The sequence below is a fragment of the Candidatus Methanarcanum hacksteinii genome, from assembly GCF_964305265.1.
Taxonomy (GTDB): Archaea; Thermoplasmatota; Thermoplasmata; order Methanomassiliicoccales; family Methanomethylophilaceae; genus Methanarcanum; species Methanarcanum hacksteinii.
On sequence record NZ_CAYATA010000002.1, the window covers coordinates 684971 to 707545 of the forward strand.

General features: G+C 50.4%; 38 protein-coding genes and 1 tRNA gene. 36 read left to right on the forward strand and 3 right to left on the reverse strand.

Going from position 1 to position 22575, the window contains the following annotated elements; translation table 11 throughout:
* Window positions 1-3 precede the first annotated feature (3 nt).
* The 4 genes from ACI2NF_RS04360 to ACI2NF_RS04375 all read left to right on the forward strand — a co-directional run bounded on the left by ACI2NF_RS04360 (window position 4) and on the right by ACI2NF_RS04375 (window position 1076).
* Complete coding sequence (locus ACI2NF_RS04360; protein WP_400146763.1) at window positions 4-336, forward strand: SCP2 sterol-binding domain-containing protein; 333 nt, start codon at window positions 4-6, stop codon at window positions 334-336.
* A 33-nt stretch (window positions 337-369) separates the two neighbouring features.
* The gene (locus ACI2NF_RS04365; RefSeq protein WP_400146761.1) at window positions 370-603 is read left to right on the forward strand and encodes a hypothetical protein; all 234 of its coding nucleotides are present in this window, start codon (window positions 370-372) and stop codon (window positions 601-603) included.
* Window positions 584-895, forward strand: coding sequence for a YbjQ family protein (locus tag ACI2NF_RS04370; protein ID WP_400146759.1), 312 nt, complete (start codon window positions 584-586; stop codon window positions 893-895). The genes ACI2NF_RS04365 and ACI2NF_RS04370 overlap by 20 nt, the downstream gene beginning before the upstream one ends.
* A 103-nt stretch (window positions 896-998) precedes the next feature.
* Window positions 999-1076: transfer RNA gene (locus ACI2NF_RS04375), tRNA-Met, on the forward strand.
* A gap of 91 nt (window positions 1077-1167) precedes the next feature.
* On the opposite strand, the gene ACI2NF_RS04380 is transcribed toward ACI2NF_RS04375, so the two are convergent.
* Window positions 1168-1938 carry a C15orf41 family protein gene (locus ACI2NF_RS04380; protein WP_400146756.1) on the reverse strand — a complete coding sequence of 257 codons (771 nt, stop codon included), beginning with the start codon at window positions 1936-1938 and terminating at the stop codon, window positions 1168-1170.
* A 4-nt stretch (window positions 1939-1942) separates the two neighbouring features.
* Window positions 1943-3295, reverse strand: coding sequence for an FAD-dependent oxidoreductase (locus ACI2NF_RS04385; RefSeq protein ID WP_400151625.1), 1353 nt, complete (start codon window positions 3293-3295; stop codon window positions 1943-1945).
* A 90-nt stretch (window positions 3296-3385) separates the two neighbouring features.
* Between ACI2NF_RS04385 and ACI2NF_RS04390 the strand changes: the two genes are divergently transcribed.
* The 32 genes from ACI2NF_RS04390 (at window position 3386) to ACI2NF_RS04545 (ending at window position 22077) form a co-directional block, all read left to right on the forward strand.
* Window positions 3386-4378 carry an archaeosine biosynthesis radical SAM protein RaSEA gene (locus ACI2NF_RS04390; RefSeq protein WP_400149004.1) on the forward strand — a complete coding sequence of 331 codons (993 nt, stop codon included), beginning with the start codon at window positions 3386-3388 and terminating at the stop codon, window positions 4376-4378.
* Window positions 4379-4382: 4 nt separating this feature from the next.
* The gene (locus ACI2NF_RS04395) at window positions 4383-4706 is read left to right on the forward strand and encodes a DUF5611 family protein (protein WP_400146750.1); all 324 of its coding nucleotides are present in this window, start codon (window positions 4383-4385) and stop codon (window positions 4704-4706) included.
* Window positions 4707-4965: 259 nt separating this feature from the next.
* Window positions 4966-5961 carry a 50S ribosomal protein L3 gene (locus ACI2NF_RS04400; RefSeq protein WP_400152032.1) on the forward strand — a complete coding sequence of 332 codons (996 nt, stop codon included), beginning with the start codon at window positions 4966-4968 and terminating at the stop codon, window positions 5959-5961.
* A gap of 5 nt (window positions 5962-5966) precedes the next feature.
* A complete protein-coding gene (rpl4p, locus tag ACI2NF_RS04405) occupies window positions 5967-6737 on the forward strand; it encodes a 50S ribosomal protein L4 (protein WP_400153177.1) in 771 nt (256 codons plus the stop codon).
* Window positions 6734-7015: a 50S ribosomal protein L23 gene (gene rplW, locus ACI2NF_RS04410; RefSeq protein ID WP_400153178.1), complete on the forward strand. Its 282-nt coding sequence runs from the start codon at window positions 6734-6736 to the stop codon at window positions 7013-7015. Before rpl4p ends, rplW begins: the two co-directional genes overlap by 4 nt.
* A 12-nt stretch (window positions 7016-7027) precedes the next feature.
* Window positions 7028-7723 (forward strand): 50S ribosomal protein L2, encoded by a 696-nt coding sequence (locus ACI2NF_RS04415; protein WP_177970925.1) that lies wholly within the window; start codon window positions 7028-7030, stop codon window positions 7721-7723.
* Window positions 7724-7728: 5 nt separating this feature from the next.
* On the forward strand, window positions 7729-8196 hold the full coding sequence (locus ACI2NF_RS04420) for a 30S ribosomal protein S19 (RefSeq protein ID WP_177970923.1): 468 nt from the start codon (window positions 7729-7731) through the stop codon (window positions 8194-8196).
* 1 nt (window position 8197) lies between these two features.
* On the forward strand, window positions 8198-8653 hold the full coding sequence (locus ACI2NF_RS04425; RefSeq protein ID WP_177970921.1) for a 50S ribosomal protein L22: 456 nt from the start codon (window positions 8198-8200) through the stop codon (window positions 8651-8653).
* Between the two features lies 1 nt (window position 8654).
* Window positions 8655-9368, forward strand: coding sequence for a 30S ribosomal protein S3 (locus tag ACI2NF_RS04430; RefSeq protein ID WP_400153179.1), 714 nt, complete (start codon window positions 8655-8657; stop codon window positions 9366-9368).
* A gap of 1 nt (window position 9369) precedes the next feature.
* Window positions 9370-9570, forward strand: coding sequence for a 50S ribosomal protein L29 (gene rpmC, locus ACI2NF_RS04435; protein ID WP_400211141.1), 201 nt, complete (start codon window positions 9370-9372; stop codon window positions 9568-9570).
* Window positions 9570-9869 (forward strand): stress response translation initiation inhibitor YciH, encoded by a 300-nt coding sequence (yciH, locus tag ACI2NF_RS04440; RefSeq protein ID WP_177970915.1) that lies wholly within the window; start codon window positions 9570-9572, stop codon window positions 9867-9869. Before rpmC ends, yciH begins: the two co-directional genes overlap by 1 nt.
* Window position 9870: 1 nt before the next feature.
* Window positions 9871-10128: a ribonuclease P component 1 family protein gene (locus tag ACI2NF_RS04445; protein WP_177970913.1), complete on the forward strand. Its 258-nt coding sequence runs from the start codon at window positions 9871-9873 to the stop codon at window positions 10126-10128.
* 5 nt (window positions 10129-10133) lie between these two features.
* Window positions 10134-10460 (forward strand): 30S ribosomal protein S17, encoded by a 327-nt coding sequence (locus ACI2NF_RS04450; RefSeq protein ID WP_177970911.1) that lies wholly within the window; start codon window positions 10134-10136, stop codon window positions 10458-10460.
* Window position 10461: 1 nt separating this feature from the next.
* Entirely contained in the window at window positions 10462-10860 is a 399-nt protein-coding gene (locus tag ACI2NF_RS04455; RefSeq protein ID WP_177970909.1) for a 50S ribosomal protein L14, read from the forward strand.
* 10 nt (window positions 10861-10870) lie between these two features.
* A complete protein-coding gene (rplX, locus tag ACI2NF_RS04460; protein ID WP_400146739.1) occupies window positions 10871-11245 on the forward strand; it encodes a 50S ribosomal protein L24 in 375 nt (124 codons plus the stop codon).
* Window positions 11242-11949, forward strand: a complete 708-nt coding sequence (locus tag ACI2NF_RS04465; RefSeq protein WP_177971846.1) for a 30S ribosomal protein S4e — start codon at window positions 11242-11244, stop codon at window positions 11947-11949. The genes rplX and ACI2NF_RS04465 overlap by 4 nt, the downstream gene beginning before the upstream one ends.
* Window positions 11946-12455 (forward strand): 50S ribosomal protein L5, encoded by a 510-nt coding sequence (locus ACI2NF_RS04470; protein ID WP_177971845.1) that lies wholly within the window; start codon window positions 11946-11948, stop codon window positions 12453-12455. The genes ACI2NF_RS04465 and ACI2NF_RS04470 overlap by 4 nt, the downstream gene beginning before the upstream one ends.
* On the forward strand, window positions 12452-12598 hold the full coding sequence (locus ACI2NF_RS04475; RefSeq protein WP_177971844.1) for a 30S ribosomal protein S14: 147 nt from the start codon (window positions 12452-12454) through the stop codon (window positions 12596-12598). The genes ACI2NF_RS04470 and ACI2NF_RS04475 overlap by 4 nt, the downstream gene beginning before the upstream one ends.
* Window positions 12599-12607: 9 nt before the next feature.
* Window positions 12608-12997, forward strand: coding sequence for a 30S ribosomal protein S8 (locus ACI2NF_RS04480; RefSeq protein ID WP_177971843.1), 390 nt, complete (start codon window positions 12608-12610; stop codon window positions 12995-12997).
* A 9-nt stretch (window positions 12998-13006) separates the two neighbouring features.
* Window positions 13007-13558: a 50S ribosomal protein L6 gene (locus tag ACI2NF_RS04485; RefSeq protein ID WP_177971842.1), complete on the forward strand. Its 552-nt coding sequence runs from the start codon at window positions 13007-13009 to the stop codon at window positions 13556-13558.
* Window positions 13555-14253 (forward strand): 50S ribosomal protein L32e, encoded by a 699-nt coding sequence (locus ACI2NF_RS04490; RefSeq protein ID WP_177971841.1) that lies wholly within the window; start codon window positions 13555-13557, stop codon window positions 14251-14253. Before ACI2NF_RS04485 ends, ACI2NF_RS04490 begins: the two co-directional genes overlap by 4 nt.
* Before the next feature lie 2 nt (window positions 14254-14255).
* Window positions 14256-14717 carry a 50S ribosomal protein L19e gene (locus ACI2NF_RS04495; protein ID WP_400211142.1) on the forward strand — a complete coding sequence of 154 codons (462 nt, stop codon included), beginning with the start codon at window positions 14256-14258 and terminating at the stop codon, window positions 14715-14717.
* Window positions 14717-15217 carry a 50S ribosomal protein L18 gene (locus tag ACI2NF_RS04500; protein WP_400211143.1) on the forward strand — a complete coding sequence of 167 codons (501 nt, stop codon included), beginning with the start codon at window positions 14717-14719 and terminating at the stop codon, window positions 15215-15217. The genes ACI2NF_RS04495 and ACI2NF_RS04500 overlap by 1 nt, the downstream gene beginning before the upstream one ends.
* Before the next feature lies 1 nt (window position 15218).
* Window positions 15219-15899, forward strand: coding sequence for a 30S ribosomal protein S5 (locus ACI2NF_RS04505; protein WP_177971838.1), 681 nt, complete (start codon window positions 15219-15221; stop codon window positions 15897-15899).
* A 2-nt stretch (window positions 15900-15901) separates the two neighbouring features.
* Window positions 15902-16369 (forward strand): 50S ribosomal protein L30, encoded by a 468-nt coding sequence (locus ACI2NF_RS04510; protein ID WP_177971837.1) that lies wholly within the window; start codon window positions 15902-15904, stop codon window positions 16367-16369.
* Window positions 16370-16378: 9 nt separating this feature from the next.
* The gene (locus ACI2NF_RS04515) at window positions 16379-16840 is read left to right on the forward strand and encodes an uL15m family ribosomal protein (RefSeq protein WP_177971836.1); all 462 of its coding nucleotides are present in this window, start codon (window positions 16379-16381) and stop codon (window positions 16838-16840) included.
* Window positions 16841-16854: 14 nt separating this feature from the next.
* A complete protein-coding gene (gene secY, locus ACI2NF_RS04520) occupies window positions 16855-18393 on the forward strand; it encodes a preprotein translocase subunit SecY (protein ID WP_400146731.1) in 1539 nt (512 codons plus the stop codon).
* A 1-nt stretch (window position 18394) separates the two neighbouring features.
* Complete coding sequence (locus ACI2NF_RS04525) at window positions 18395-19099, forward strand: DUF106 domain-containing protein (RefSeq protein ID WP_177971834.1); 705 nt, start codon at window positions 18395-18397, stop codon at window positions 19097-19099.
* Window positions 19096-19623 (forward strand): (d)CMP kinase, encoded by a 528-nt coding sequence (gene cmk, locus ACI2NF_RS04530; protein WP_400211144.1) that lies wholly within the window; start codon window positions 19096-19098, stop codon window positions 19621-19623. Before ACI2NF_RS04525 ends, cmk begins: the two co-directional genes overlap by 4 nt.
* Entirely contained in the window at window positions 19620-20612 is a 993-nt protein-coding gene (locus tag ACI2NF_RS04535) for an RNA-guided pseudouridylation complex pseudouridine synthase subunit Cbf5 (protein WP_400151767.1), read from the forward strand. The genes cmk and ACI2NF_RS04535 overlap by 4 nt, the downstream gene beginning before the upstream one ends.
* Window positions 20613-20639: 27 nt before the next feature.
* Window positions 20640-20969, forward strand: a complete 330-nt coding sequence (locus tag ACI2NF_RS04540) for a hypothetical protein (RefSeq protein WP_400146722.1) — start codon at window positions 20640-20642, stop codon at window positions 20967-20969.
* A gap of 4 nt (window positions 20970-20973) precedes the next feature.
* Window positions 20974-22077: a hypothetical protein gene (locus tag ACI2NF_RS04545; protein ID WP_400146719.1), complete on the forward strand. Its 1104-nt coding sequence runs from the start codon at window positions 20974-20976 to the stop codon at window positions 22075-22077.
* Between the two features lie 2 nt (window positions 22078-22079).
* On the opposite strand, the gene ACI2NF_RS04550 is transcribed toward ACI2NF_RS04545, so the two are convergent.
* Window positions 22080-22517 (reverse strand): hypothetical protein, encoded by a 438-nt coding sequence (locus tag ACI2NF_RS04550; protein WP_400146717.1) that lies wholly within the window; start codon window positions 22515-22517, stop codon window positions 22080-22082.
* Window positions 22518-22575 lie beyond the last annotated feature (58 nt).

Sequence of the window (22575 nt, forward strand, 5' to 3'; positions counted from 1 at the left end):
CATATGAGTATGGAGCTCGAAATCCAGAGGATGATCGATAAATTCAGAAGAAGGATGAGTAAGGATCCTGAGACGAGAGCGAAGGTGGAACCCATAACAAAAACGCTCAACATCGACTTGGGAGACGAATTCTATTCGATGAAGATCGAACATGCTGAGATAACCGAATTCAGACCCGAACTCATAGATGATCCTGATGTGACCTTGATGACCACGCGCGAATATCTGCAGGAACTCATCGATGGTACATTGAGACCTATGAAGGCCTACGTCACCAAGAAGATCAGGATAAAGGGCAAGATTGAGGATATCATGCACTTGAAGGCCCTATTCTAGATTATTTATACAATAAGAACAATCGATATCATGATGGGTGATACGACGTCTAATCGTTCGAAGAGGATAGTCGTGATAGCGATTGCGGTACTCTTCGTTTGCATGTTCATGATCACAGGGATAGTATCCATGCTATCTGGATTTTCACTCATCTCCATAGTGGTCGTAGCGGTATGCTTGATATTCTCGGCGATGATCGTATACTATGCTGTGGAGCGTATCAAAGAGATAGATGAAGGTGTAGACGATGATGTTGACAACTATTGACGTTGTGCCTGGGAAGCAGTATGAGGTCCTCGGCCTCGTTAAAGGAAATATGGTCCAAACGAAGAACTTCGGGAAGGATATCGGTGCAGGGTTGAAATCTTTGGTCGGTGGAGAGCTCAAAGCGTATTCCGATATGATGAATGAGGCAAGGGCGACAGCTACCAAGAGGATGGTAGCGGAGGCAGAGGCACTTGGTGCGGATGCGATAGTATGTGTTAGGTACACATCAGCATCCGTCATGGCTGGTGCGGCCGAGATACTTGTATTCGGAACAGCAGTCAAATTCGTTTGAACATAGGGCCGTTCCGGCCCTCTGTGACCTTTTTATCCTTTCGATCGGTCCGCCGATCTCTTCAACAAAAATATAAATATGACTTGATAATAGGTGGAAACATAGCGAGGTAGGGTAGCCAGGATATCCCGTCGGGCTCATAACCCGGAGATCGGTCGTTCAAATCGACTCCTCGCTACCATTGATTTTCAAGACAACAATTGACATCCAGCCCACATTCTGTCCCGCGGATTGTCATTTAGAAAAATTTAATTGGAAGAGGACGGAGGATCTCACTCCTCAGCGTCTTCCTCGATCCAATCAAGATGATCATCCATGATGGATATGTCCCTCACGTACACATCCTTCGGACACTCAAGATCGTCCAGGCATCCGGTCCAATAGACCACGATACCGGGTCCGAATATCTGTGTATATGGGATAAGTTGTTTCCTGGAGTTGTATTTGAATTCGGTATTGTCTCCGAACGATGCTTTGCTCTCGACCCAATATATCTTGTGTCCGTGATACAGCATGGGTTCATCCAAAAGCGCATCAGGGGTCTTCTCATACACTCCCTTGAGGTCATCCTCGACACGATATGTGATGCCTTGGCCATCCAACCATTCGTGGAGGAGATTCTCTCCCCATATGCCTCTCTCCCTCTGCCTGTTGTTGCCTTCAGGCGAGTAGATGATGTCGTTCTCGATGACCTCTCTGAGTTCGTTCGATACCTCTTCCACAAGTTGATCTGGATCGTTGATGTAATCCCAGAACTCCTTCCTGGTCGCACCATCCTCGAGGAAGATGAACATGGCCATGAGTATCGGGGGGAAGTTCCACTTCTCGGCAAGTTCCATCATGGATTTTCCCCTCTTCCACTCCTTCAGCAGTTTCGCAGAGTTGTTCTTGACGACGTAGAATCTCTTCTTGACATCCCTGCTCATCTTCTGAGTGTACAAGGTTTCAGCGAATCTGAAATCGTATCCCTCGTCCTCGAGTTTTTTGACATCCTTGACGGAATTCAGACGATTGTAGATCGCTTTGTACTCTTGGTATTCCATGTTATCAATTCTTCTTCAGGTTTTCACACAGGTCGTCCACTGCAGCTAGGACGACATCCCTTACCATGGATGTTGGCGGGCAGTATGCGTTCTCTGAACGTACTGCGAAGTCCTCGGCTGTCACGCCATCGATGATGGCTTCCGTGATCCAATTGATACGGCCTGTCGCATCCTCTCCAGCGATGATCTGTGCACCGATGAGCCTGTGTGAGCATTCATCCGCAAGCACCTTGACGATGAGTTCCTTTCCGCCAGGGTAATATCTGGCGCGTGTGAGCCCACGGGCTTTTCCTTCAACGGTCTTGATGCCATACCACGAGGCAAGTCCTTCTGACATGCCTGTTCCGGCGATCTGTTTGTCACCTATGACGCTCACCCACGGGCTGGCGACAGGTCCGGCAGACTTCCTTGCACCTGCGGCGTTAGCGCCTGCGATGAGACCCTGTCTGACCGCGGACGATCCGAGTTGACTCATGGTGGGGCCTGCAAGTATGGCGGATTGACATTGTACGACATCGCCTGCGAGGAACACATCAGGAACGAGTCTTCCTCTCTTGTATGGTTGCATGGTCGGGGATACGGCAACTGCTCCGAGTTGACCGATATCGAGCTCCAACATCTTGGGCAATGTGAGGTTAGCACGGACTCCGGTCGCGAAGATGACCATCTCACAGGGATATGTCTCGCCTGCGGCTGTGACGGATTCGACCTTCTTCTCTCCGTTCACACCTTGGATCGGTGCTTTCATGACGAACTTTATGCCCATGTCCTCAAGATATCTCTGGATAGGTTCTGCCATATCCTTATCAGCGATACGTGGGATGACCTGATCCATCATCTCGATGACGATGACATCTTTGCCTGCATTCTTGAGGGATAGGGCCATTTCGAGTCCGATGACTCCTGCGCCGCCGATGACGACGGTCTTGACATCCTTCAACGCATTCTGTATAGCTTTACCATCATTGATGGTCCTGACGACGAACACGTTCTCGAGATCCTTCCCAGGTACGGGCGGTATGAAGACGGTACCTCCTGTCGCAATGACCAGCGAATCATAGGGATATTCCTTCCCATCCGCAGTCACTTTCTTCGTTTCGCCATCGATCGCAGTGACCGTTGTCCTGATTAGGACCTTTATGTTCCTCTCCTTCTCGTAGTAGGCGGGATCGTGCATCACGATGCTTTCCCATGATGCCCTGCCTTCGATAGCCCAGGGGATCACGCAGGGCGAGTATGAGATGTACTCATCTTCAGTGAATACGGTGATATTTGATGATGGATCCTGCCTTCTTGCAGCCGATGCGGCGGTCATTCCTGCCGCACCCGATCCGATTACAATTATGTTCCTTGCCATAGGCATACCAAAATCCCCATCGGACCGAGCGATATATAAGTTATGGTCGTGTGCGCGTTATTATTAACAGGAAGGAGAATACGAAGAAAGATGAAAGAGAGAAGGCCAGATGAATTGGAGACACTCTGGAAGGAGAAGGATGTCGTCAATGGGAAGTTGTCCGACGCCATGGTCGCCATAATGCGTACGAATGGTTGTGTTTGGGCGAAGAACTGTGGCGGCTGTACGATGTGCGGATATCGCACGGCCTCTCTGCACGACGTCACGGAGGATGATCTGATGAAACAAGTGGATCAGATGCTCTCCCGTTACAAAGGCGAATCATTCGTCAAATTATATACATCCGGCAGTTTCCTGGATGAGAATGAGATACCAATGACAGTGAGGGAACGCATCTTCGATGAATTCTCTTCCTGCGACCGCATACTATTCGAGAGTCGCCCCGAGTTCATCGAAAAGGATGTTCTTTCCACCTTACCGAAATCCACGACCATAGCATTGGGATTGGAATCATCCGACCCTGAAGTGATGGAAGTGAGCATCAGGAAAGGTTTCACGCCGAATGATGCGAAGAGAGCTGGAGAATTAGCGAAGGATGCAGGCCTGATGGTCCGTTCCTACCTTTTACTCAAACCGTTGTACATGCAGGAGCGTGTTGCCATAGATTCGGCTATAGATTCGGCAAGATTCGCGGACCCGTTCTCCGATGAGATATCGATCAATCCAGTCAATGTGCAGAAGGGAACAGTCGTGGAGAGGATCTGGAAGAGAGGGGACTACAGGCCCCCTTGGATATGGTCACTCATAGAGGTGTTCAAAGAACTATCTGGCACAATCAATTCTAGACTCATGTCGTCCCCTTCTGGCGGAGGAAGTCAGAGAGGGGTACACAATTGTGGTGAATGCGACCAGAGGGCTTTGGAGGCCATAGAGCGGTTCTCATTCACACAGGATGTCAATGATTTGAACGTGACCTGTGAATGTCGCGACAGTTGGCAAAAGTATATGCTCTCCGAATCAATGCTGGGTACAGCAGCTGATCTCGACAGAGGATTCAGCAGCGATCTGATGATCAGGAAGTGATGGGTTGGATTACGATATCAAGAGAGGATGGTTCAAGAACGTCGAAGGAGATGCTCTGCCGAATCTGATGAGGGATGTGTTCGGAAATGTCAAAGCCGAAGGCGAGACATATGTGTCAGAATATGGTGTGATGACACGCATAGAGGCAAAGATCCTCGCAAAGGACAAGATGGACATCGCCACCGAATCGAGGAAGGGCCCTATGACGGACGAGGAGATCCTCGACAGTAAAAGGAAGCTCAATGAGTTCGCTGAGAAGGCTACAGGATTCGATGCGAAGGCCCGTATGAAGAGGGCACAGAAGAAAGCAAAAGAAGGGACGCTCTGAGCTCCCTTCTCTTTATTTATTTACGCGCGTTATATTAATACTATTTTTGCGACACCTTTATATATGACGTGGGTCTACGACCCATTAGATTAACGCGCAATATGTTCGACCAGACACATCGGGCAATGCAATCGCAACCCATATCCAGGTCTCATGTCGATTTTTATCGGGATGTGGACGCGGTGTCACGGTCGAGGATTAGACGTTGAAATCGACTAAGATGCGAGATTAGCGAAGATACTCTCGCAGGATGTGAAATATGCCACAAAGGAGACGTCCAAAGAAGGGATCACGTGCGTACGGGCCTAGAAAGAGAGCCCAGTCGCAGACACCCCGCCTTGATTCTTGGCCTGAGATATCAGGTGCACCTAAGATTCAGGGATTCGCCGGATACAAAGCCGGTATGACGCACGCTTTCATAGTCGACAAGCGTGCAAAGGCAACAACATCGGGAATGGAAGTGCAGGTACCTGTCACGGTCCTTGAAGTTCCCCCGATGAAGGTAGCAGCAGTTAGGTTCTACGAGAACACGATCTACGGACTCAAGACCGCAGGCGAAGTATGGGCACAGGAGCTCGATCCTCTGCTTGACAAACGCCTGAACGTCCCGAAGTCACACGACGAAGCATCGTTCGCAAAATACGACGGTGTCGATGTCGATGACGTCCGTGTCATCGCCTACACACAGCCCAAGATGGTCAAGGGAGTTCCCAAGAAGGTCCCTGATGTCATGGAGCTCAGGATCGGCGGAGGCACCATCGACGAGAGGAAAGAGTTCGCAAAAAGCCTCCTCGGAAAAGATGTCACGATCAATGACTTCGCGACCGAGGGTACACTCATCGATGTCGTCGCAGTGACCAAAGGAAAAGGATTCCAGGGTGTTACGAAGCGCTGGGGAGTCAAACTTCTCTCACACAAGAACAGCAAACACCGCAGGGGAATCGCCAACCTTGGTCCTAAGAGACCTGGATACGTCAGGAGCACAGTTCCCGGATCAGGTCAGATGGGATACCACCAGAGGACAGAGTTCAACAAGCAGCTCATGAAGATCGGAGCAGAGGGATCGGAGATCACACCCAAGGGTGGATTCCTGAACTACGGCGATGTCGTCAACACATACGTACTCGTACATGGTTCCGTTCCTGGACCTACCAAGAGACTCGTTAGGCTCAGAGATGCAACGAGGGCACCCAAGACTGTCAACGATGTTACGGACATAACATATGTCTCTACATCATCAAAACAGGGGGCATGAGTTAGATGGCACAAACAAATGTTTATTCAGTTAAGGGAGACGTAGCAGGAAAGATCGATGTTCCCGCAGCCTTCGAGACCCCCTACAGGCCTGACTTGATCAAGAAAGCAGTCCTTGCAGCAGCGGCCAACGGCAGGCAGCCCTACGGACCTGGAGCAAGATCTGGTATGAGGCACTCCGTCAGCACATGGGGAAAGGGTCGCGGTACAGCACGTGTACAGCGTATCCACGATGGAAGCAAAGCTACAGAGTCACCTAACAACGTCTCAGGACGCAGGGCTCACCCACCGGTTCCCGAGAAGAACTGGTCACTTAAGGTCAACCAGAAAGAGCGTGTCCTCGCACGCAAGTCAGCACTTGCAGCAACAGGCTGTGCAGCATGTGTGAAAGCACGCGGACACCAGTTCGATGATGCAGTTTCATTCCCTATCGTTGTGGAAGATGACGTGCAGGATATCAAGTCAACATCCGAGGTATACGATCTCTTCGAGAAGATCGGAATCGCATACGATGTTGACCGTGCAAAGGACGGAACGAAGATCCGTGCAGGAAGGGGAAAGATGAGGAACAGAAAGTACCGCACACCCGTGTCGATACTTCTCGTCGTCACAGAGAAAGAGGCACCCATCATCAAAGGTGCAGCGAACCTTCCTGGAGTACAGGTTGAGACAGTCAACAGCATCAACGCCGCAGTGCTCGCACCCGGAGGAGACGCTGGAAGGCTTACAGTTTACACCAAATCGGCAATCGCCAAGATCGGAGAGTGGACACAGTGAAGCAGAACGATGTTCTTATCAAGCCTTTCGTAACAGAGAAGGCAATGAACGCCATCGGCGGAACCCCCACACAGGACTTCAAGGACGGAAACAAGATCGAGTTCCTCGTTCACAGAGATGCGGACAAGGCATTGATCAAGGTCGTCTTCGAGGAGCGCTTCGAGGTCAAAGTCGATAAGGTATGGACAAGAATCCAGAAAGATGGAAAGCATGCGATCATCAAACTCTCAGAAGGCTACTCGGCAGAGGATGTCGGAATGAGGGTCGGAGTATTCTGAAGGTGAGTGAACATGGCAAAGAGATTGAGAACGCAAAGGCGTGGAGCAGGCGGTAACCAGTACCGTTCACCCAGCCACAGGCACGTTGACGACATCAGGCTCCCTGCAGTGAGCAACGCAGAGGGTATCGTCAAGGATATCATTCACGCACCCGGAAGGACATCACCCCTTGCAGTCGTAGACTACGACGGCAAGAAGAACTACCAGATCGCAGCAGAAGGAATGTCAGTCGGCCAGAAGGTCGTCATCGGAAAATCACCTGCGAAGCCCGGAAACATCATGGCACTCGCAGCGATACCTGAAGGTACCGAGATCCACAACATCGAGGCACAGCCCGGAGATGGAGGCAAATACGTCAAGGTTGCCGGAGCATCAGGTACCGTCGTCAGCAGGGGATCGGTTGTGATCGTTGAGATGCCATCAGGTGTCCTCAAGGAGTTCAACCCCAACTGCCGTGCAGCAGTCGGTATCATCGCCGGTAACGGTAGGGCAGACAAGCCTTTTGCAAAATCAGGAAAGAAATGTCACGCACTCGGCTCAAGGTCGAAGGCACACTTCCACGTGAGCGGAGTTGCAATGAACGCAGTTGATCACCCCCATGGTGGAGGAAGTCACCCTCACATTGGTGGACCGAGTACCAAGAGCCGCAATGCATGGCCTGGACAGAAGGTAGGTCGTCTCTCACCTAAGAAGAAAGGCAAGAAGTGATTCATATGGGAAAATCTAAGATAATGGGTTCAGCAAAAGCTTCCAGGAGAAAGTCCAGGAAGAAGGCGAGCTTGATCCAGGCAAGGAGGAAGAAGGAGTTCCTTTACCGCGGTTACACCCTGGAAGAACTTCTCGGGATGTCATTCGATGAGGTCCTCGGACTCATGCCTTCGAGATCAAGGAGAACATACATGCGCGGACTGAATTATGAGCAGCAGGTGCTCTTCGACAACCTCAAGAATGCTGAGGCTGGAGCAACAGTAAGGACACACCGCAAGGATCTGCCTATCATACCCCAGTTCGTAGGAAAGACCGTCAGCATCTATGACGGAAAGGAATTCAAGGACGTTGAGATAAAGCCCGAGATGATCGGACACTTCCTCGGTGAGTTCGTCATCACAAGGAAGATGCCTGTGCACTCCGGACCTGGAGTCGGTGCAACAAGGTCCTCTAAGTTCATGCCGTTGAAGTGAGGTGTTTGAGTTGAAAGGATATACAGCAGATTCAAACCCCGAGAACTCCGCGAAAGCATTGGGAAAGGAGATGCCTATCTCACCCAAGCTCTCACGCGAGGTATGTGGAATGATCCGTGGAATGAAGGTCGACAGGGCAGTCGCTGTCCTCGAGGGCATCATCGCAATCGAGACCCCCGTTCCTCTCAAGAGATACAACAAACGTGTATCGCACAAGCCTGGAGTAGGTCCAGGAAGGTACCCCAAGAAGGTCGCTCAGGCAACACTTGGAGTACTCAATAGCGCGATCGCTAACGCTGAGTACAAGGGACTCTCCAAGGACAACATGGTCATAAGCACCATCACGGCCTCAAGGGGAAGGGTCACACCCGGACACATGCCCAGGGCACACGGAAGGGCGACTCAGTGGAACCAGGAGACAGTCAACCTCGAGATAATCATTGAGGAGGTAGAGTGAAATGGCATCAGAAAGAAGATTCGTTGCCGAGAACATCCGCAGGGTTCTCCTCAAAGAGTACCTCATGAAAGAGGTAAGCCGTGCAGGATTCGGAGGACTTGACGTTCAGAGGACACCACTGGGAACACGTGTCATCCTCACAACGGAGCGCCCCGGTCTCGTCATCGGAAGGAAAGGTCAGACTATCAAGAACCTGACAACAGCAATCGAGGAGCAGTTCGGCTTTGAGAACCCCCAGATCGAGGTCCAGGAAGTCAAAGATCCCAACCTCAACGCACAGATCATGGCAGAGAAGTTGGCATTCTCCCTTGAGAGGGGATGGCACTTCAGAAGAGCGGGTCACTCATCCGTTCGTAGGATCATGGATTCAGGCGCAAAGGGATGTTACATCATCATCGCAGGAAAGCTCACAGGTCAGAGACACAGGACAGAGAAGTTCAAGGATGGAAACATCAAGTTCTGCGGTGAGCCGAAGGCCAACTTCATGGATCAGGGATATGCAGTGGCCAAATTGAAGATGGGAGTCATCGGTGTGACCGTTCAGATCATGGAACCCAACGCGAAATTGCCCGCTGACACAACAGTACTCGGTAGGACAGAGGCAGCAGCGGTCCTCCCCCAGATCTTCGAAGAGGACTATGTAGCACCTTCGAAGACGGAAGAGGTCGTCGCCGAACCCGTCGAGGCAGATGCAGCGAATGCAGGAGTGGAGTGAGATGGTACTTAAAGTTTCTGAGATCAGGAATATGGGTGCTGATGAGCGCAACCAGAAGCTCAAAGAGCTTAGGGAAGAGCTCATGCACGAGAGAGGAGTCTCCTCGATGGGTGGTGCACCGGCTAACCCCGGAGCGATCCGCTCCATCAGGACAGACATCGCTCGCATCCTTACAGTCCAGAAGGAGGAGGAAGAGCTCTAATGACGGAGATCTGCCCCGTATGTGGCCTGCCGAAAGAACTCTGTATGTGCGAGGAGATCGCACGCGAGTCACAATCCGTCAGGATTTCGGTGGATAGCCGTAGGTACGGAAAGGTCGTTACGGTGATCGATGGTATCGATGACGGTTCCATCGACATCAACGATCTGGCCAAGAAGTTGAAGAACAAGTGCGCCGCAGGCGGAACATCCAAGGACGGACGCATAGAACTCCAGGGCGATCACAAGAGAAAGGTGCAAGCCGTACTGGAGGAGATGGGCTTCAAGACGGAAGTAAGGTAAGATGAATGCTCGTGATTTCATGAGGACGGAATTCATTGGATTGGATGTGGAAGTGCTGTCAGCACCATGTTACTCTGGCTTGTCCGGCGTAGTGGTTGATGAGACGAAGAACACATTCACCATCGACTCGGCCGGAACTGAGAGAATGGTACCCAAACCAGGCAATGAATTCAGGTTCACGTATGAAGGCAAAGAATTCGTCGTTAAAGGAAAAGATATACAACACCGACCAGAAGACAGAATAAAGAAGGTTAGGTGAATAATATGACAGCAAGAAATATCGGAATCAATGTCAACCCCCCGAAGGCGGAATGCAACGACCCCAACTGTCCCTACCACGGCACATTGCCCGTGAGAGGACAGATCATCGATGGTAAGGTCGTTTCTGTCAGGATGGACAAGACCGCGGTGGTTGAGAAGCACTACCTGAAATATCAGGAGAAATACGAAAGGTACGAGAAGAGGACAGGCAGGTACATGGTGCACGCACCATCCTGCTTCGAGCTTAAGGTCGGCGATGAAGTGAAGATCATGGAATGCCGCCCGCTCAGTAAGACGGTTTCATTCGTCGTCGTCGAGAAGAGGGAGTGAAATGAAGGGAATAGCTGGTAACCAGACAAGAGGCCTTCAGAACGGCTCCGAGATCAACGTCATCGACAACACGGGTGCAAAGGTCATCGAGATCATCACCGTCCCCGGATACCACGGTGTCGCAAGGCGTGTCCCCTCCGCAGGAGTCGGAGACATGGTCATCGCATCCGTGAAGAAGGGAACACCCCAGATGAGGAGGCAGATCGTCTTCGCAGTCATTGTTCGTCAGAGACGCCCGATGAGACGCCCCGATGGAACAATGATCTTCTTCGAGGACAATGCAGCGGTCATCACCACAGATACCGGTGAGACCAAAGGAACTGACATCAAAGGACCTGTTGCAAGAGAGGCAGCCGAGAGGTGGCCCCGTATCGCAGCAACAGCAAGTGTCATCGTGTGAGGTGTGAGATATGGTCAGCAGCAAAGCAAGGAACCAGAGGAAGATGCGTGCGAACGCACCAGCCCACATCAAGAGAAAGATGCTCTCATCACACTTGAGCGCAGATCTCCAGAAGGAGTACGGAAAGCGTTCAGCACGTGTCTGTCTCGGCGATACCGTGATGGTTCTCCGTGGTGGAGAGGACATCCGCGGTGTCGAGGGAAAGGTCATCGGAGTCATGACGGACGAGGGACGTATCACGATTGAGGGTGTGACCATCAATCAGGCCGACAACACAGCGGTCGCACGTCCCATACACGCATCCAATGTCGTCATCACCAAGTTAAACCTTGATGATGCATGGAGAAAGGATGCACTCAAGAGAGGAAAGGGGGCTAAAGAATGAGCGACCACTTGAAGAGATTGAATGCACCCAGGTCCTGGCCCATCAAGAGGAAGGTCAGCATCTGGACAACAAAACAGCGCCCCGGTTCACACTCAGTCGAGAACAGTATCCCTGCAGCATTCCTGCTCAGGGATATGATCAAGATCTGTGACACCGCAAGGGAAGCAAAGAGGATCGTCGCCAACCGTGACCTCCTCGTCGACGGAAAGCCCGTAAGGGACGTAAAGGCCCCTGTCGGACTCATGGATGCAGTTGCGATCCCCAAGATGGATCTCTACTTCCGCATCGTCCTCACAGACAAGGGAAAGCTTGTAGCAGTACCTATCTCGAAGGATGAGGCAGGATGGAAACTCTGCAGGGTAGAGGGCAAAACGAAGATCACAGGTGGAAAGATCCAGGTCAACCTCAACGATGGAAGGAACATCCTCCTCGAGAAGAACGCATACAAATCAGGTGATGTCCTTAAGATTGCAGTACCTTCACAGGAGATCCTCGAGGTATTCGCACTCGACAAGGATGCAGCAGTACTCATCACCAGTGGACAGCACGCAGGAAAGACGGTGACGGTCTCCGAATACATCATCACGGAAGACGCTTCTGCAAACATCGTCAGATTCACAGACGGTACAGAGACAGTCAAACGCAACGTGTTCGTGATCGGCGCAGGATCCTCTGCAATAAAGCTCCCGGAGGCATCTGAATGAACTCACTCAGGGATGTCCGCGTTGAGAAGGTCGTCGTTAACATCGGTGTCGGCGAAGCCGGAGAGAGACTCTCCAAAGCATGCAAGGTCCTTGAGATGGTAACAGGACAGAAACCTATCCAGACGATCTCAAAGACAGTCAACAGGGATCTTGGAATCCGTGAGGGTATGCCTCTCGGATGCAAGGTCACCCTCAGGGGAGAGGTCGCAACGGATTTCATCAAGAGGGCACTCATCATCCGTGAGATGCGTGTTCCCGAATACTCCTTCGACAAAGAAGGCAACATGTCATTCGGTATCACAGATTACACGGATTTCGACGGTATGAAATATGACCCTGAGATCGGAATCTTCGGAATGGATGTCAATGTCGTTCTCAGAAGGGCAGGAAACAGGATCACACAGAGGATGCTCCTCAAGAGGAGGATCCCCAAGGGACACCGTGTCCAGCGCGATGAAGCGATCCAGTACATGAAAGATAACTTCAGTGTTAAGGTGGTTGAATGAAGCCAAAGAAACAATTCGGCAGATCTGTCGGCTGCACACGCTGCGGACGCAGAAGAGGAATCATAAGGAGGTACGGAATGCACCTCTGCCGCCAGTGCTTCAGAGAGATGGCCCCGGAACTGGGATTCAAGAAATATTCGTGAGGTGAGAAGATGCAGAATGATCCATTGAACGACGCAATGTCAGTAATGAAGAATGCCGCGGAGAACGGTCAGAGCGAATGCATCATCGAACCGTCCTCAAAGCTTATCGGTCGTGTACTGAAAGTTATGCAGGACAACGGTTACATCAACCAGTTCGAGTACATCGAAGACGGCAAAGCCGGTAAATTCCGTGTCATGATGAAAGGAGCGATCAACAACTGTGGTGTCATCAAGCCCAGGTACTCGGTCAAGGCGATCGACCTCGAGAAATTCGAGGCAAGATACCTTCCGGCCCAGGACTTCGGAGTCTTGATCTTGACCACCACAGCTGGTGTGATCACTCAGTCCAGCGCCAAAGAACTTGGTGTTGGAGGAAAATTGTTAGCATTTGTATATTGAGGAATATAGATGACAATAGCAGGGAAAATCGTAAGCACCATCGCCATCCCAGATGGGGTTACCGTCTCACAGGACGGTAATATCCTGAAGGTCAAAGGACCGAAAGGTGAATTGAGCAGAAACTTCGCGCATCCCAGCGTAAATGTTGCCATTGACGGAAGCAACGTCGCAGTGTCATGCGAGTTCCCGACCATCAGGGAGAAAGCCATGGTCGGTACACTCCACGCACACGTCAGGAACATGGTCAGGGGAGTCACAGAGGGCTACCTCTATGAACTCAAGGTCGTGTTCTCGCACTTCCCGATGAAGGTAGCTGTTAAGGGAGACAGAGTCGAAATCGACAACTACATGGGAGGCCACGCACCCCGTTTCGCCAACATAGTCGGCGGATGCAAGGTGAAGGTCAACGGAGCGGACGTCACAGTAGAAGGAATCGACATAGAGGCAGTCGGACAGACCGCCGCCAACATCGAGAGGGCAGCATCCAGAGGAGGATTCGATAAGAGGGTCTTCCAGGACGGAATCTATGTCATCAAGAAATCCCACAAGGTGAGAGAATGAGCGTTAAGAGTTTCAAGGACTTCCCAGGACTCAAGGATGAGAATATTCCCGAGCTTGAATCCATCGGAATCAAGACAGTCGAGGAATTCTCAGCCGCATTGAAGGATGAGGGCAAGCTCAAAGAGATCATCAAAGCGCTCTCCGGAGTAGGCCCCAAGACCGCAATGAAGTGGAAAGCACTCGTTGAGGGAGATGCAGAGGAGCCCAAGAAGGAAGCGAAGAAGGAATCCAAGAAGGATGCCAAGAAAGCAGAGGACAAGGTCGAGGTTATCGAAGAGCCTAAGGCATACGTCCCCTCGATCAAAGCAAAGATCTCGGACGAGACAGCTTCAGGACTCGCAAAGAGGGCAATCATCAACGGACGCAGGCCAACATTCCGCAGACAGGAGTGGTTCAGATACTCCAAGCTCGGAGAGGCATGGAGAAGACCAAGGGGTATTCACTCGAAGATGAGAAGACACCTCAAGAGGCGCACTCACATGGTCGACATCGGATACCGTGGACCCGCAGCGGTCAGGGGACTTCACCCGTCAGGATTCGAAGAGGTCATGGTCTACAATGTAGATGGACTCACCAACGTTGACCCCAATGTACAGGCAGTTCGTATCGGCGGAACGGTCGGAACGAAGAAGAGGCTTGACATTCAGGCAAAAGCAGATGAACTCGGTATCAGGGTTCTCAACAGGATGGTGTGAATATGGATCTTAAGAACCAGAAAAGAATGGCAGCAGAGATCCTCAAATGCGGTGAGAACAGGGTATGGATCGACCCCGATAAGATCGAGGACGTTGCAGAGTGCATCACTCGTGCAGATGTCCGTACAGCGATCGCATCAGGCGTCATCAAGGCCAAACCGAAATCAGGCACATCCTATGGAAGGATCAGATACGCCAAAGGCCAGAAGGCCAAAGGAAAGAGGAAGGGACCTGGAAGCAGGAAGGGAACGGACAATGCCCGTGTACCTGACAAGAGAAGGTGGATCTCCACAATCAGGCCTATCCGTGAGGAGCTCAAACAGCTTCGTGCGGACGGTAAGATCACACCCTCTGCATACAGATTGTACTACAGGAGGGCAAAGGGTGGTGTCTACAAGAACCGCAGGAACCTTAGGATGCATATGATCAATGCAGGACACTTGAAGGAGGAGGAGGAGAACTGATGGCAACAGGACCAAGATATAACGTTGCGTTCCGCAGAAGAAGAGAGGGTCGTACAGACTACTACACCCGCCGCAAACTCCTCAGAGGAGGAGAGCTCAGGGCAGTCGTCAGGAGATCCAACAAGAACGTGAACATCCAGTTCGAGGAATTCGGAATGGGTGGCGACAAGGTAGTTGTTTCAGCGACATCCAAAGAGCTCAGTAAGTACGGATGGGACAAATCCTGTTCGAACATACCTGCAGCATACCTTACAGGATACCTTGCCGGAAAGAAAGCAATAAAAGAAGGAATCGAGTACGCGATCCTCGATATCGGTATGCAGAACCCTAAGCGTGGCGGAGTGCTCTTCGCTACCGTAGCAGGTATGTCTGACGCTGGAGTCGAGATCCCATTCGGAGAGGGTGTACTTCCCGAAGAGGACAGGTTGAACGGTGCGCACATCGATGAGAGCATCGCAGCACTTGTCGCTGCAGTAAAAGAGAAGATGGAGGCTGAATAAAATGGCAGACTGGGTCCCAAAAACAAGACTCGGACAGATGGTCCTCAACGGAGAGATCACCACAATGAGCGACGCTCTTGCCACAAAGCTCCCGCTTCGTGAGCCTCAGATCGTTGATATCCTCCTTCCTGAACTTCAGGATGAGGTCATCGATCTCAACATGGTACAGAGGATGACCGACTCTGGAAGAAGGGTCAGGTTCGCTGTGACATGTATCGTCGGAAACGGCGATGGATTCATCGGAATCGGAAGGGCGAAAGGAAAAGAGGTCGGTCCCGCAATCAGGAAAGCTATCGACAACGCAAAGCTCAACATCATCGAGATCAAGAGAGGATGCGGTTCCTGGGAATGCGGTTGTCAGCAGCCCCACTCACTGCCTTTCGAGGTCCACGGAACATGCGGATCCGTTGAAGTCACATTCAAACCTGCACCACGTGGTATCACACTCGCAGTCGGTGATGTCGCAAAGAGTCTGCTCACACTCGCAGGCGTCAAGGATGCATGGGGATTCGCCAGGGGTAACACCAAGACGAAGGTCAACTATGCACTTGCAACATTCGAGGCACTCAGGATGACCTCCACGATGAGGGTAACTGATGAGCAGGCGAACAAGCAAAACATCGTGTCAGGACCTATCGGATTAACGATCCAGGAAACTGACGTGGACTCCATGGAGGAATGAAAATGGCATACGCAGTCATACGTGTACGTGGTCAGCCCGATGTCAACTACGACATCGAGCACACCATGGAACTCCTTGGACTTACAAGGGTCAACCACTGTGTCGTCATCCCTGAGAACGATGCGATGAAAGGAATGCTTCAGAAAGCTAAGGACTACATCACATGGGGAGAGATCAACGAAGAGACATTGGTCGACATGATCAAAGTCCGCGGAAGACTCGAGGGTGACGAACCCATCAACGCAGAGACACTCGGCGACAATGATTTCGTCAAGACCCCTGAGGAGATGGCAAAGGCCATCCTCGCAGATGAGTTCAAGGCAAACGTCAAGAACAACGGAATAAAGCCTGTGTTCCGTCTTCACCCCCCAATCAAGGGATATGAGGGTAACAAGCGCTCATGGAAGAACGGTGGAGCACTCGGATACAGGGGCGACGCGATCAACGATCTCATCGCCAGGATGCTGTGAGGTGGAGATATGCCGAGCAGAACAAAGAAATTCAGAGGTTCCAGGACACACGGACGCGGTAAGAAATCCGGAAGGGGAGCAGGTATCATTGGAGGACACGGTATGGCCGGATACTCCAAGACAAAGAAGATCCAGATGCTGAAGAACGATAAGGCTAACCACTCGAAGTACTTCGGACACTATGGATTCAAGAGGCCACAGTGCACGGTCTCTGCAAATAGCACCCTTAACGTCAAGGAACTAGAGGAACAGCTTGAGCGCTTCGTCTCACTCGGTTTCGCAACAAAGAACGGTGACGTGTACGATGTCAACCTTACAGAGGCCGGCATCGACAAACTCCTCGGAAACGGCAACATCGTTTCCAAGGTGAACGTAACCGTTTCAGAGGCATCCGAATCCGCAGTCGAGAAGATCAAAGCGGCAGGCGGTTCCATCGTCGGTTTCGATGAAGAAGAAGCAGCAGAAGAATAAGAGGAGAATGAGACATGGCAGAAGAGACGAGAAGCTTACTGTATAAGGTTAAGCCGATATCCGACAGGCTGCCTGCAGTGAAGCGTCCCGAAGGGCATGTGCACTTCAGGACGAAGATGCTATGGGTGCTTGTCGTTCTCGTCGTGTACTTCGTGATGGCGAATGTCAGTGTCTATGGCCTGGATCAGGCCAAGGCACTCGACCTGTTCGCTCAGTACAGGACGATCATGGCCGGTGCTTCAGGAACATTGATGCAACTCGGTATAGGACCAATAGTCACGGCTTCGATCATTATGCAGTTATTCGTCGGTGCCAAGATCATCAAACTCGACCTTACGAACAAAGAGGACAAAGGCTGTTACCAGTCAGTGTTGAAACTGCTGGTCATAGTTATGATCCTGTTCGAATCCGTCCCCCAGGTATTCGGTTACCTGGTGCCCTCGTCATCCTTCCAGGGTGCCGTAGGCCTGGGCGGAGCCAGAGCACTCATCATCCTGCAGATCGCATTGGGATCATACGTATTGTTCCTGATGGATGAGGTGGTGTCGAAGTGGGGTATCGGTAGCGGTATCTCGCTATTCATCGCCGCAGGTGTGGCGCAGGCTCTGTTCACAGGAACACTCAACTGGAATCCGATAACAAGTGGTGCGGATTACAGCCTCAGCAACCCTCCCGCAGGAACGATTCCAAAGGTCATCTACATACTCGCAACATGCACACCGGCTCAGTTGAGCAGTCAGGGATATGAGATCATGTTCCTATCTCAACCGAACCCTGTGATCGCATTGCTAGGTACGTTGTTGATCTTCCTGGTCGTCGCATACCTTGAATCGACTCGTATCGAGTTGCCTTTGTCACACGGCAATGCTCGTGGTGCAAGGGGAAGATATCCGATCAAACTGATCTACGCAAGCAACATCCCGGTCATCTTGATGTCCGCTCTGTTGGCCAACATCAGCATGTTCGCACTGCTGTTCTACAGCAACGATCTGCTGAGTGGCATCCCGTTGCTCGGTAGCAACTCATACATCGGGTACTTCGAGGAGTCGAGCACACAGGCCGCGGGTGGACTCGCATGGTATCTGTCAGCACCATCTGGAATCACAGATTGGTTAGTACCTATCCTGAATCCGAGTGTGAGTGGCAACATACACAGTCCTCTGATGAACCTGATGCGCGTAGTCATCTACGTGTCGGTCATGATCCTAGGTTCGGTGTTGTTCGCGAAGTTCTGGGTTGAGACCACGAACTTGGGTCCGAGGGCAGTAGCCGCTCAGATTCAGAAGAGTGGTATGCAGATCCCCGGATTTCGTCGCGATCCCCGTGTCCTTGAGAGAGTGCTTGAAAGGTACATCCCTGCTGTAACGGTAATGTCCGGAGCTATCGTCGGTGCTTTGGCAGCATTCGCAGATTTGGTTGGTACGACCGGTAATGCGAGCGGAACAGGAGTTCTGCTTACAGTCGGTATCCTTATCCACTTCTACGAGGCAATGGGTAAAGAACAGATGATGGAGATGAATCCTGTACTGAGAGGATTCTTCGGAGGAGAGTAAGATGGCAGCACCTGGCGGTCAGCAGTCACCCGAGAACATGCCCATGCCCGATATGAAGGGCATGTGGACCATGCTCATCATGATGATGATGATCATGGTACTCTACTGGATAGACGGTAGCGAGCATGTGATCGGTAATGTGCTGAACTACGTATTCCAGTTCCTTGATTTCGATGGAAAGTGGCCTGTGGTCACACTGATGCTCGCAGGTATGATCATGGTGGTCATATCCACAGTGATCAGGACGCTGATGATGGATACCATCGCTCAGCAGAAATCACAGGCGTACAGCTCTGCATTCAACAAGGAGTTGCGTCAAGCCAGGCTGGATAACAATACCTACAAACTCAAGAAGCTGATGGATATGCAGCCGATGGTGATGGCGAAGACCATGGAGACAAGCAACAAGATGATGAAAGCTATGCCTGTCACTATGATCATCGTCATCCCGATGTTCTTGTGGGTAAGGTACTTCGTCGATGTGACATTGAGCGGCATGAGCATGATAAGTGTTCCCTGGTCAATGATATCGGCAGGTGCAGGTGTGGACCTCCACGCTTCATACGTTCTCCCGGCATGGATTCTGATCTATTCTTTGATCAGTATCCCTATCGGACAGATCGTCATGAGGTTGGTCAGGACATATCAGTTCAAGAGGCGTCTCGCCGAACTTGAATCTGGTGTCGATCTGGAAGAGGTCGCATGAGGATAACAATCAGTGGTCCTCCCGGTTCTGGGAAGACCACTGCCTGCAACAATCTCTCTGAGGCTTTAGGTCTGAAGGCTGTGGTCTTCGGAAAGATCTTCAGAGAGATTGCGGCAGAAAAAAACATTTCTTTGATAGAACTCGGCGCTATGGCCGAGAAGGATCCCACCATCGACAAAAGTATCGATGAGAGGATCGTAGAGATCGCGAGGGAGAATGAGGACATAATCCTCGAATCCCGTCTTTCTGCATATATGTTGAAAAGGAATGATATTCCTGCCTTCAAGATATATCTATATGCAAGTCCCGAGGTCCGTATGGCTAGGATAGGTGTTCGCGAAGGCGATTCATTTGAGAAGGCCATGGCGGATACGATAGAACGTCAGGCTTCCGAAGCCAAACGTTATATGATGTATTATAACATAGACATCAATGATATGAGTGTCTATGATCTGATTGTGAACACGGATGATCTGACTCCCGATGAAGTGCTTGAACTGATACTTGATGCCATAGAGGGATGATCTTGCTCGTCAAGGATCCTAATGCCATTAAGGACAGATGGGGCAAGAGACCATCAGATAGGACCATGGGAGAGCTACTTGATGCTGGTGTCGTAGCTTTGGATAAACCGCGTGGCCCCACATCACATCAGGTGACAGCGTGGGCAAGGGACGCATTACATGTGAAGAAGATCGGTCACGGAGGTACATTGGACCCATATGTTAGCGGTGTTCTTCCATTATGTCTGGGCAAGGCAGTAAGGTTGACCGATGTCGTTCTATCATCTAAGAAGGAATACATCTGTCTGATGACGCTTCATGGAGACAGGGCCGAGAAGAGGATCCGTCAAGTGATCTCGAATTTTGTAGGGAAGATCTATCAGTTACCTCCAGTGAGATCCTCTGTTAAACGTCAACTCAGGATAAGGAACGTGTCTGAAATCGATATACTTGAGATTGATGGCAGAAAGATCCTGTTCAAGATCAGGTGCGATGCCGGTACGTACGTCAGGACATTATGTACGGATATAGGTGAAGCACTCGGTTGCGGTGGGAACATGCTCGAACTCAGGCGTTCGATGTCAGGTGTGATGGATGAATCTGAATCTGCGACATTGCACGATCTTGCGGATGCGTACGTATTCTGGCAGCAATATGGTAGGGAAGCATGGCTTCGCAGCCTGATAATGCCGATGGAGGTTCTTGTCGAACCGTTACCAAAGATCATCGTCAAGGCGACTGCCGTGGATGCGATATGTCATGGCGCTAATTTGAACATCTCTGGAATTCATATGTTGGACGATGAGATAAGGAAGAATGCACTCGTAGCATTGATGACCGCAAGAGGGGAACTCATCGCTATCGGTAAGATGATGATGTCCTCTCAGAAGATCATGGCCACGGACAAAGGCATAGCCGTAAATGTTGAAAGAGTTTTCATGGAGCCTGGTCATTATCCTAGGATGTGGCATTATTCCACTGATTTGGATGATTTGATAACGGAAGAATAATATCTTTAATCATTCAATCTCGTTTTGATGTTATTCAATAGGAGAAGTACACTCGTTGAGCATCAATGCATCACCATAGGTGAATTCGACATAACCGTCGATGGTGCATACAAGAACATAATCACGTATCCTTTGAATGTGAAGAAGGATAGGGATGTGTTCGTATCAGTGAAATCTGACAACGGCGTGGATGTATCCGTAGTTAATACGAAAGGATACAATACTAAATTCTCCGAGGGTGTAAAAGACGCGGTCATCGGACCGATCCATACGACCGAAAAGGGTACGATGGCTTTGATACTAGGCGTTTATCGCGGTGATCTGGCACACGTTGAGTTAGAGGCTTGGATGGAGTGATCCTATGAACTTCAAATTCGTCACGGGCAAGAAGGCCGGATTCTGGTTCAACGATTCCAAGGATGAGTTGAATCTATTGTCCAAATTCGATAAGGCCGAACTTGTCATCTATGTGGTGTCGATGATATTGTGTGCGATAGGCGCATTGATGGTATTGACGATGACGGAGTTGGAATCGTACTACGCATTGCTCATTCTGACAGTACCATTCTTCATCTTGGGATTCGTATTCTATTTCAAGAGCATGAGGTGGTATCTATTGGCAATAATCGGCATCGGTACCGCCGTAGCACTGATGTATTTCAAGATAGATCTGATCCTCGTCTTCCTAATCGATGCGATATTGGTAGGTTCTGTCGGTGTTGTTTCTTTGGTCAGTGCGATACAGAGATTGATCTTCTATAGGGTGTTGAGGAGAGCGGAGATCATCAACATCAAGGACAGGATGACCTTCACGGATAAGGTGATAACTTTCATCTTCAACATACCCAGTGATCTGGATACGCGTTCTATAACGATGGATTACAATCTCAATAGGGCATCCATTCCGTGGAAAGACATCAGGATGACCATGAGGATGGGTATGATGATCGGGATATTCATGTGGATCTATTTCTCGATGAATCCCACATTCATCTTGTTCGGTTCCATAATGAATGCGCCGATGTATGTATTCTCTATCGTGTTGTTCATCCCAGTGATAGTGATGCCATGGTCCATATTCATGTCATTGAACGTCAGGATAAGGACGAAGTACCGTGACTTCTATCTTTATAGCGGGATAATCGAGACATTGAAGAGGATCATCCTTCCGATGTTCGCTGCATTGGTCTATCTGCTGATCGCAGTGAACAAGAGCGGATTCATGTCCGTTCTGGCGTACATCATATTGTCTGTGGTCATAACTGCATTCATAATAGGGTTGACATCATTGATCTATTACGCATTCTTCGAGAGGAAGATAGTCAATGATATCGTTTCAAAATGGAAGGTGTTCCGTCCCATCTCGCTCCTGATGGAGATCGATGATGGAAGGGATGGTATAACGAAATACCCCGGAACACCTGTCAGGGATACCAATGATTTCCATTCACTGGATTTCAAATGATATCAATCCAACATGGATTCGTTCATCCTTCCAGGTTGGGTGAGTGATGTCAATATCGGCAGGAAGATCTTTCCGGATCCATATCCATCGCTTCTGCTGCTCCCGATGAGTTCAGGTTCGTCCTCATTGGATATGATCACGTTGCTCTTCTGATATTTTCCCTCGATCTCTACGAACGGTGTGTCGATATTATCTTTAGCTATGCTCAATATGACATCGGCCATCGTCTGTATCTGTTCGGGCGTATAGTCCTTCGGCACCTCGATCATGAAATTGTGCGTTTCCAAGGTCGCATCGAAGAGATGGAACACTTCGGATCCTTCCATGAGCTCTTTGAACTCATCGGCCTTCTCATAGTTCACTGACAGTTCAAGGATGCGCTCCGTCCATGCCTTTGCGATATCGATATACAAGCAATCCTTGCCGAGTACTTTCCACATGGCTACCGCATCACAGAATGGAGATAAACGGTTTACTACGATACAATGACTGGAATCG

Bases quoted from the DNA above. Each gene is read 5' to 3' on its own strand.
- ACI2NF_RS04415 (WP_177970925.1), top strand. From the start codon at position 7,028: ATGGCAAAGAGATTGAGAACGCAAAGGCGTGGAGCAGGCGGTAACCAG.
- ACI2NF_RS04525 (WP_177971834.1), top strand. From the start codon at position 18,395: ATGGCAGCACCTGGCGGTCAGCAGTCACCCGAGAACATGCCCATGCCC.
- rplX (WP_400146739.1), top strand. From the start codon at position 10,871: ATGGTCAGCAGCAAAGCAAGGAACCAGAGGAAGATGCGTGCGAACGCA.
- ACI2NF_RS04385 (WP_400151625.1), bottom strand. From the start codon at position 3,295: ATGGCAAGGAACATAATTGTAATCGGATCGGGTGCGGCAGGAATGACC.
- yciH (WP_177970915.1), top strand. From the start codon at position 9,570: ATGACGGAGATCTGCCCCGTATGTGGCCTGCCGAAAGAACTCTGTATG.
- ACI2NF_RS04365 (WP_400146761.1), top strand. From the start codon at position 370: ATGGGTGATACGACGTCTAATCGTTCGAAGAGGATAGTCGTGATAGCG.
- ACI2NF_RS04445 (WP_177970913.1), top strand. From the start codon at position 9,871: ATGAATGCTCGTGATTTCATGAGGACGGAATTCATTGGATTGGATGTG.
- cmk (WP_400211144.1), top strand. From the start codon at position 19,096: ATGAGGATAACAATCAGTGGTCCTCCCGGTTCTGGGAAGACCACTGCC.
- ACI2NF_RS04420 (WP_177970923.1), top strand. From the start codon at position 7,729: ATGGGAAAATCTAAGATAATGGGTTCAGCAAAAGCTTCCAGGAGAAAG.
- ACI2NF_RS04495 (WP_400211142.1), top strand. From the start codon at position 14,256: ATGGATCTTAAGAACCAGAAAAGAATGGCAGCAGAGATCCTCAAATGC.
- rpmC (WP_400211141.1), top strand. From the start codon at position 9,370: ATGGTACTTAAAGTTTCTGAGATCAGGAATATGGGTGCTGATGAGCGC.
- ACI2NF_RS04480 (WP_177971843.1), top strand. From the start codon at position 12,608: ATGCAGAATGATCCATTGAACGACGCAATGTCAGTAATGAAGAATGCC.
- ACI2NF_RS04490 (WP_177971841.1), top strand. From the start codon at position 13,555: ATGAGCGTTAAGAGTTTCAAGGACTTCCCAGGACTCAAGGATGAGAAT.
- ACI2NF_RS04370 (WP_400146759.1), top strand. From the start codon at position 584: ATGATGTTGACAACTATTGACGTTGTGCCTGGGAAGCAGTATGAGGTC.
- ACI2NF_RS04505 (WP_177971838.1), top strand. From the start codon at position 15,219: ATGGCAGACTGGGTCCCAAAAACAAGACTCGGACAGATGGTCCTCAAC.
- ACI2NF_RS04535 (WP_400151767.1), top strand. From the start codon at position 19,620: ATGATCTTGCTCGTCAAGGATCCTAATGCCATTAAGGACAGATGGGGC.
- ACI2NF_RS04380 (WP_400146756.1), bottom strand. From the start codon at position 1,938: ATGGAATACCAAGAGTACAAAGCGATCTACAATCGTCTGAATTCCGTC.
- ACI2NF_RS04550 (WP_400146717.1), bottom strand. From the start codon at position 22,517: ATGTGGAAAGTACTCGGCAAGGATTGCTTGTATATCGATATCGCAAAG.
- ACI2NF_RS04540 (WP_400146722.1), top strand. From the start codon at position 20,640: ATGTTATTCAATAGGAGAAGTACACTCGTTGAGCATCAATGCATCACC.
- ACI2NF_RS04500 (WP_400211143.1), top strand. From the start codon at position 14,717: ATGGCAACAGGACCAAGATATAACGTTGCGTTCCGCAGAAGAAGAGAG.
- ACI2NF_RS04455 (WP_177970909.1), top strand. From the start codon at position 10,462: ATGAAGGGAATAGCTGGTAACCAGACAAGAGGCCTTCAGAACGGCTCC.
- ACI2NF_RS04475 (WP_177971844.1), top strand. From the start codon at position 12,452: ATGAAGCCAAAGAAACAATTCGGCAGATCTGTCGGCTGCACACGCTGC.
- ACI2NF_RS04510 (WP_177971837.1), top strand. From the start codon at position 15,902: ATGGCATACGCAGTCATACGTGTACGTGGTCAGCCCGATGTCAACTAC.
- rpl4p (WP_400153177.1), top strand. From the start codon at position 5,967: ATGGCACAAACAAATGTTTATTCAGTTAAGGGAGACGTAGCAGGAAAG.
- ACI2NF_RS04430 (WP_400153179.1), top strand. From the start codon at position 8,655: ATGGCATCAGAAAGAAGATTCGTTGCCGAGAACATCCGCAGGGTTCTC.
- ACI2NF_RS04485 (WP_177971842.1), top strand. From the start codon at position 13,007: ATGACAATAGCAGGGAAAATCGTAAGCACCATCGCCATCCCAGATGGG.
- ACI2NF_RS04360 (WP_400146763.1), top strand. From the start codon at position 4: ATGAGTATGGAGCTCGAAATCCAGAGGATGATCGATAAATTCAGAAGA.
- ACI2NF_RS04450 (WP_177970911.1), top strand. From the start codon at position 10,134: ATGACAGCAAGAAATATCGGAATCAATGTCAACCCCCCGAAGGCGGAA.
- ACI2NF_RS04390 (WP_400149004.1), top strand. From the start codon at position 3,386: ATGAAAGAGAGAAGGCCAGATGAATTGGAGACACTCTGGAAGGAGAAG.
- ACI2NF_RS04465 (WP_177971846.1), top strand. From the start codon at position 11,242: ATGAGCGACCACTTGAAGAGATTGAATGCACCCAGGTCCTGGCCCATC.
- ACI2NF_RS04400 (WP_400152032.1), top strand. From the start codon at position 4,966: ATGCCACAAAGGAGACGTCCAAAGAAGGGATCACGTGCGTACGGGCCT.
- secY (WP_400146731.1), top strand. From the start codon at position 16,855: ATGGCAGAAGAGACGAGAAGCTTACTGTATAAGGTTAAGCCGATATCC.
- ACI2NF_RS04515 (WP_177971836.1), top strand. From the start codon at position 16,379: ATGCCGAGCAGAACAAAGAAATTCAGAGGTTCCAGGACACACGGACGC.
- ACI2NF_RS04470 (WP_177971845.1), top strand. From the start codon at position 11,946: ATGAACTCACTCAGGGATGTCCGCGTTGAGAAGGTCGTCGTTAACATC.
- ACI2NF_RS04545 (WP_400146719.1), top strand. From the start codon at position 20,974: ATGAACTTCAAATTCGTCACGGGCAAGAAGGCCGGATTCTGGTTCAAC.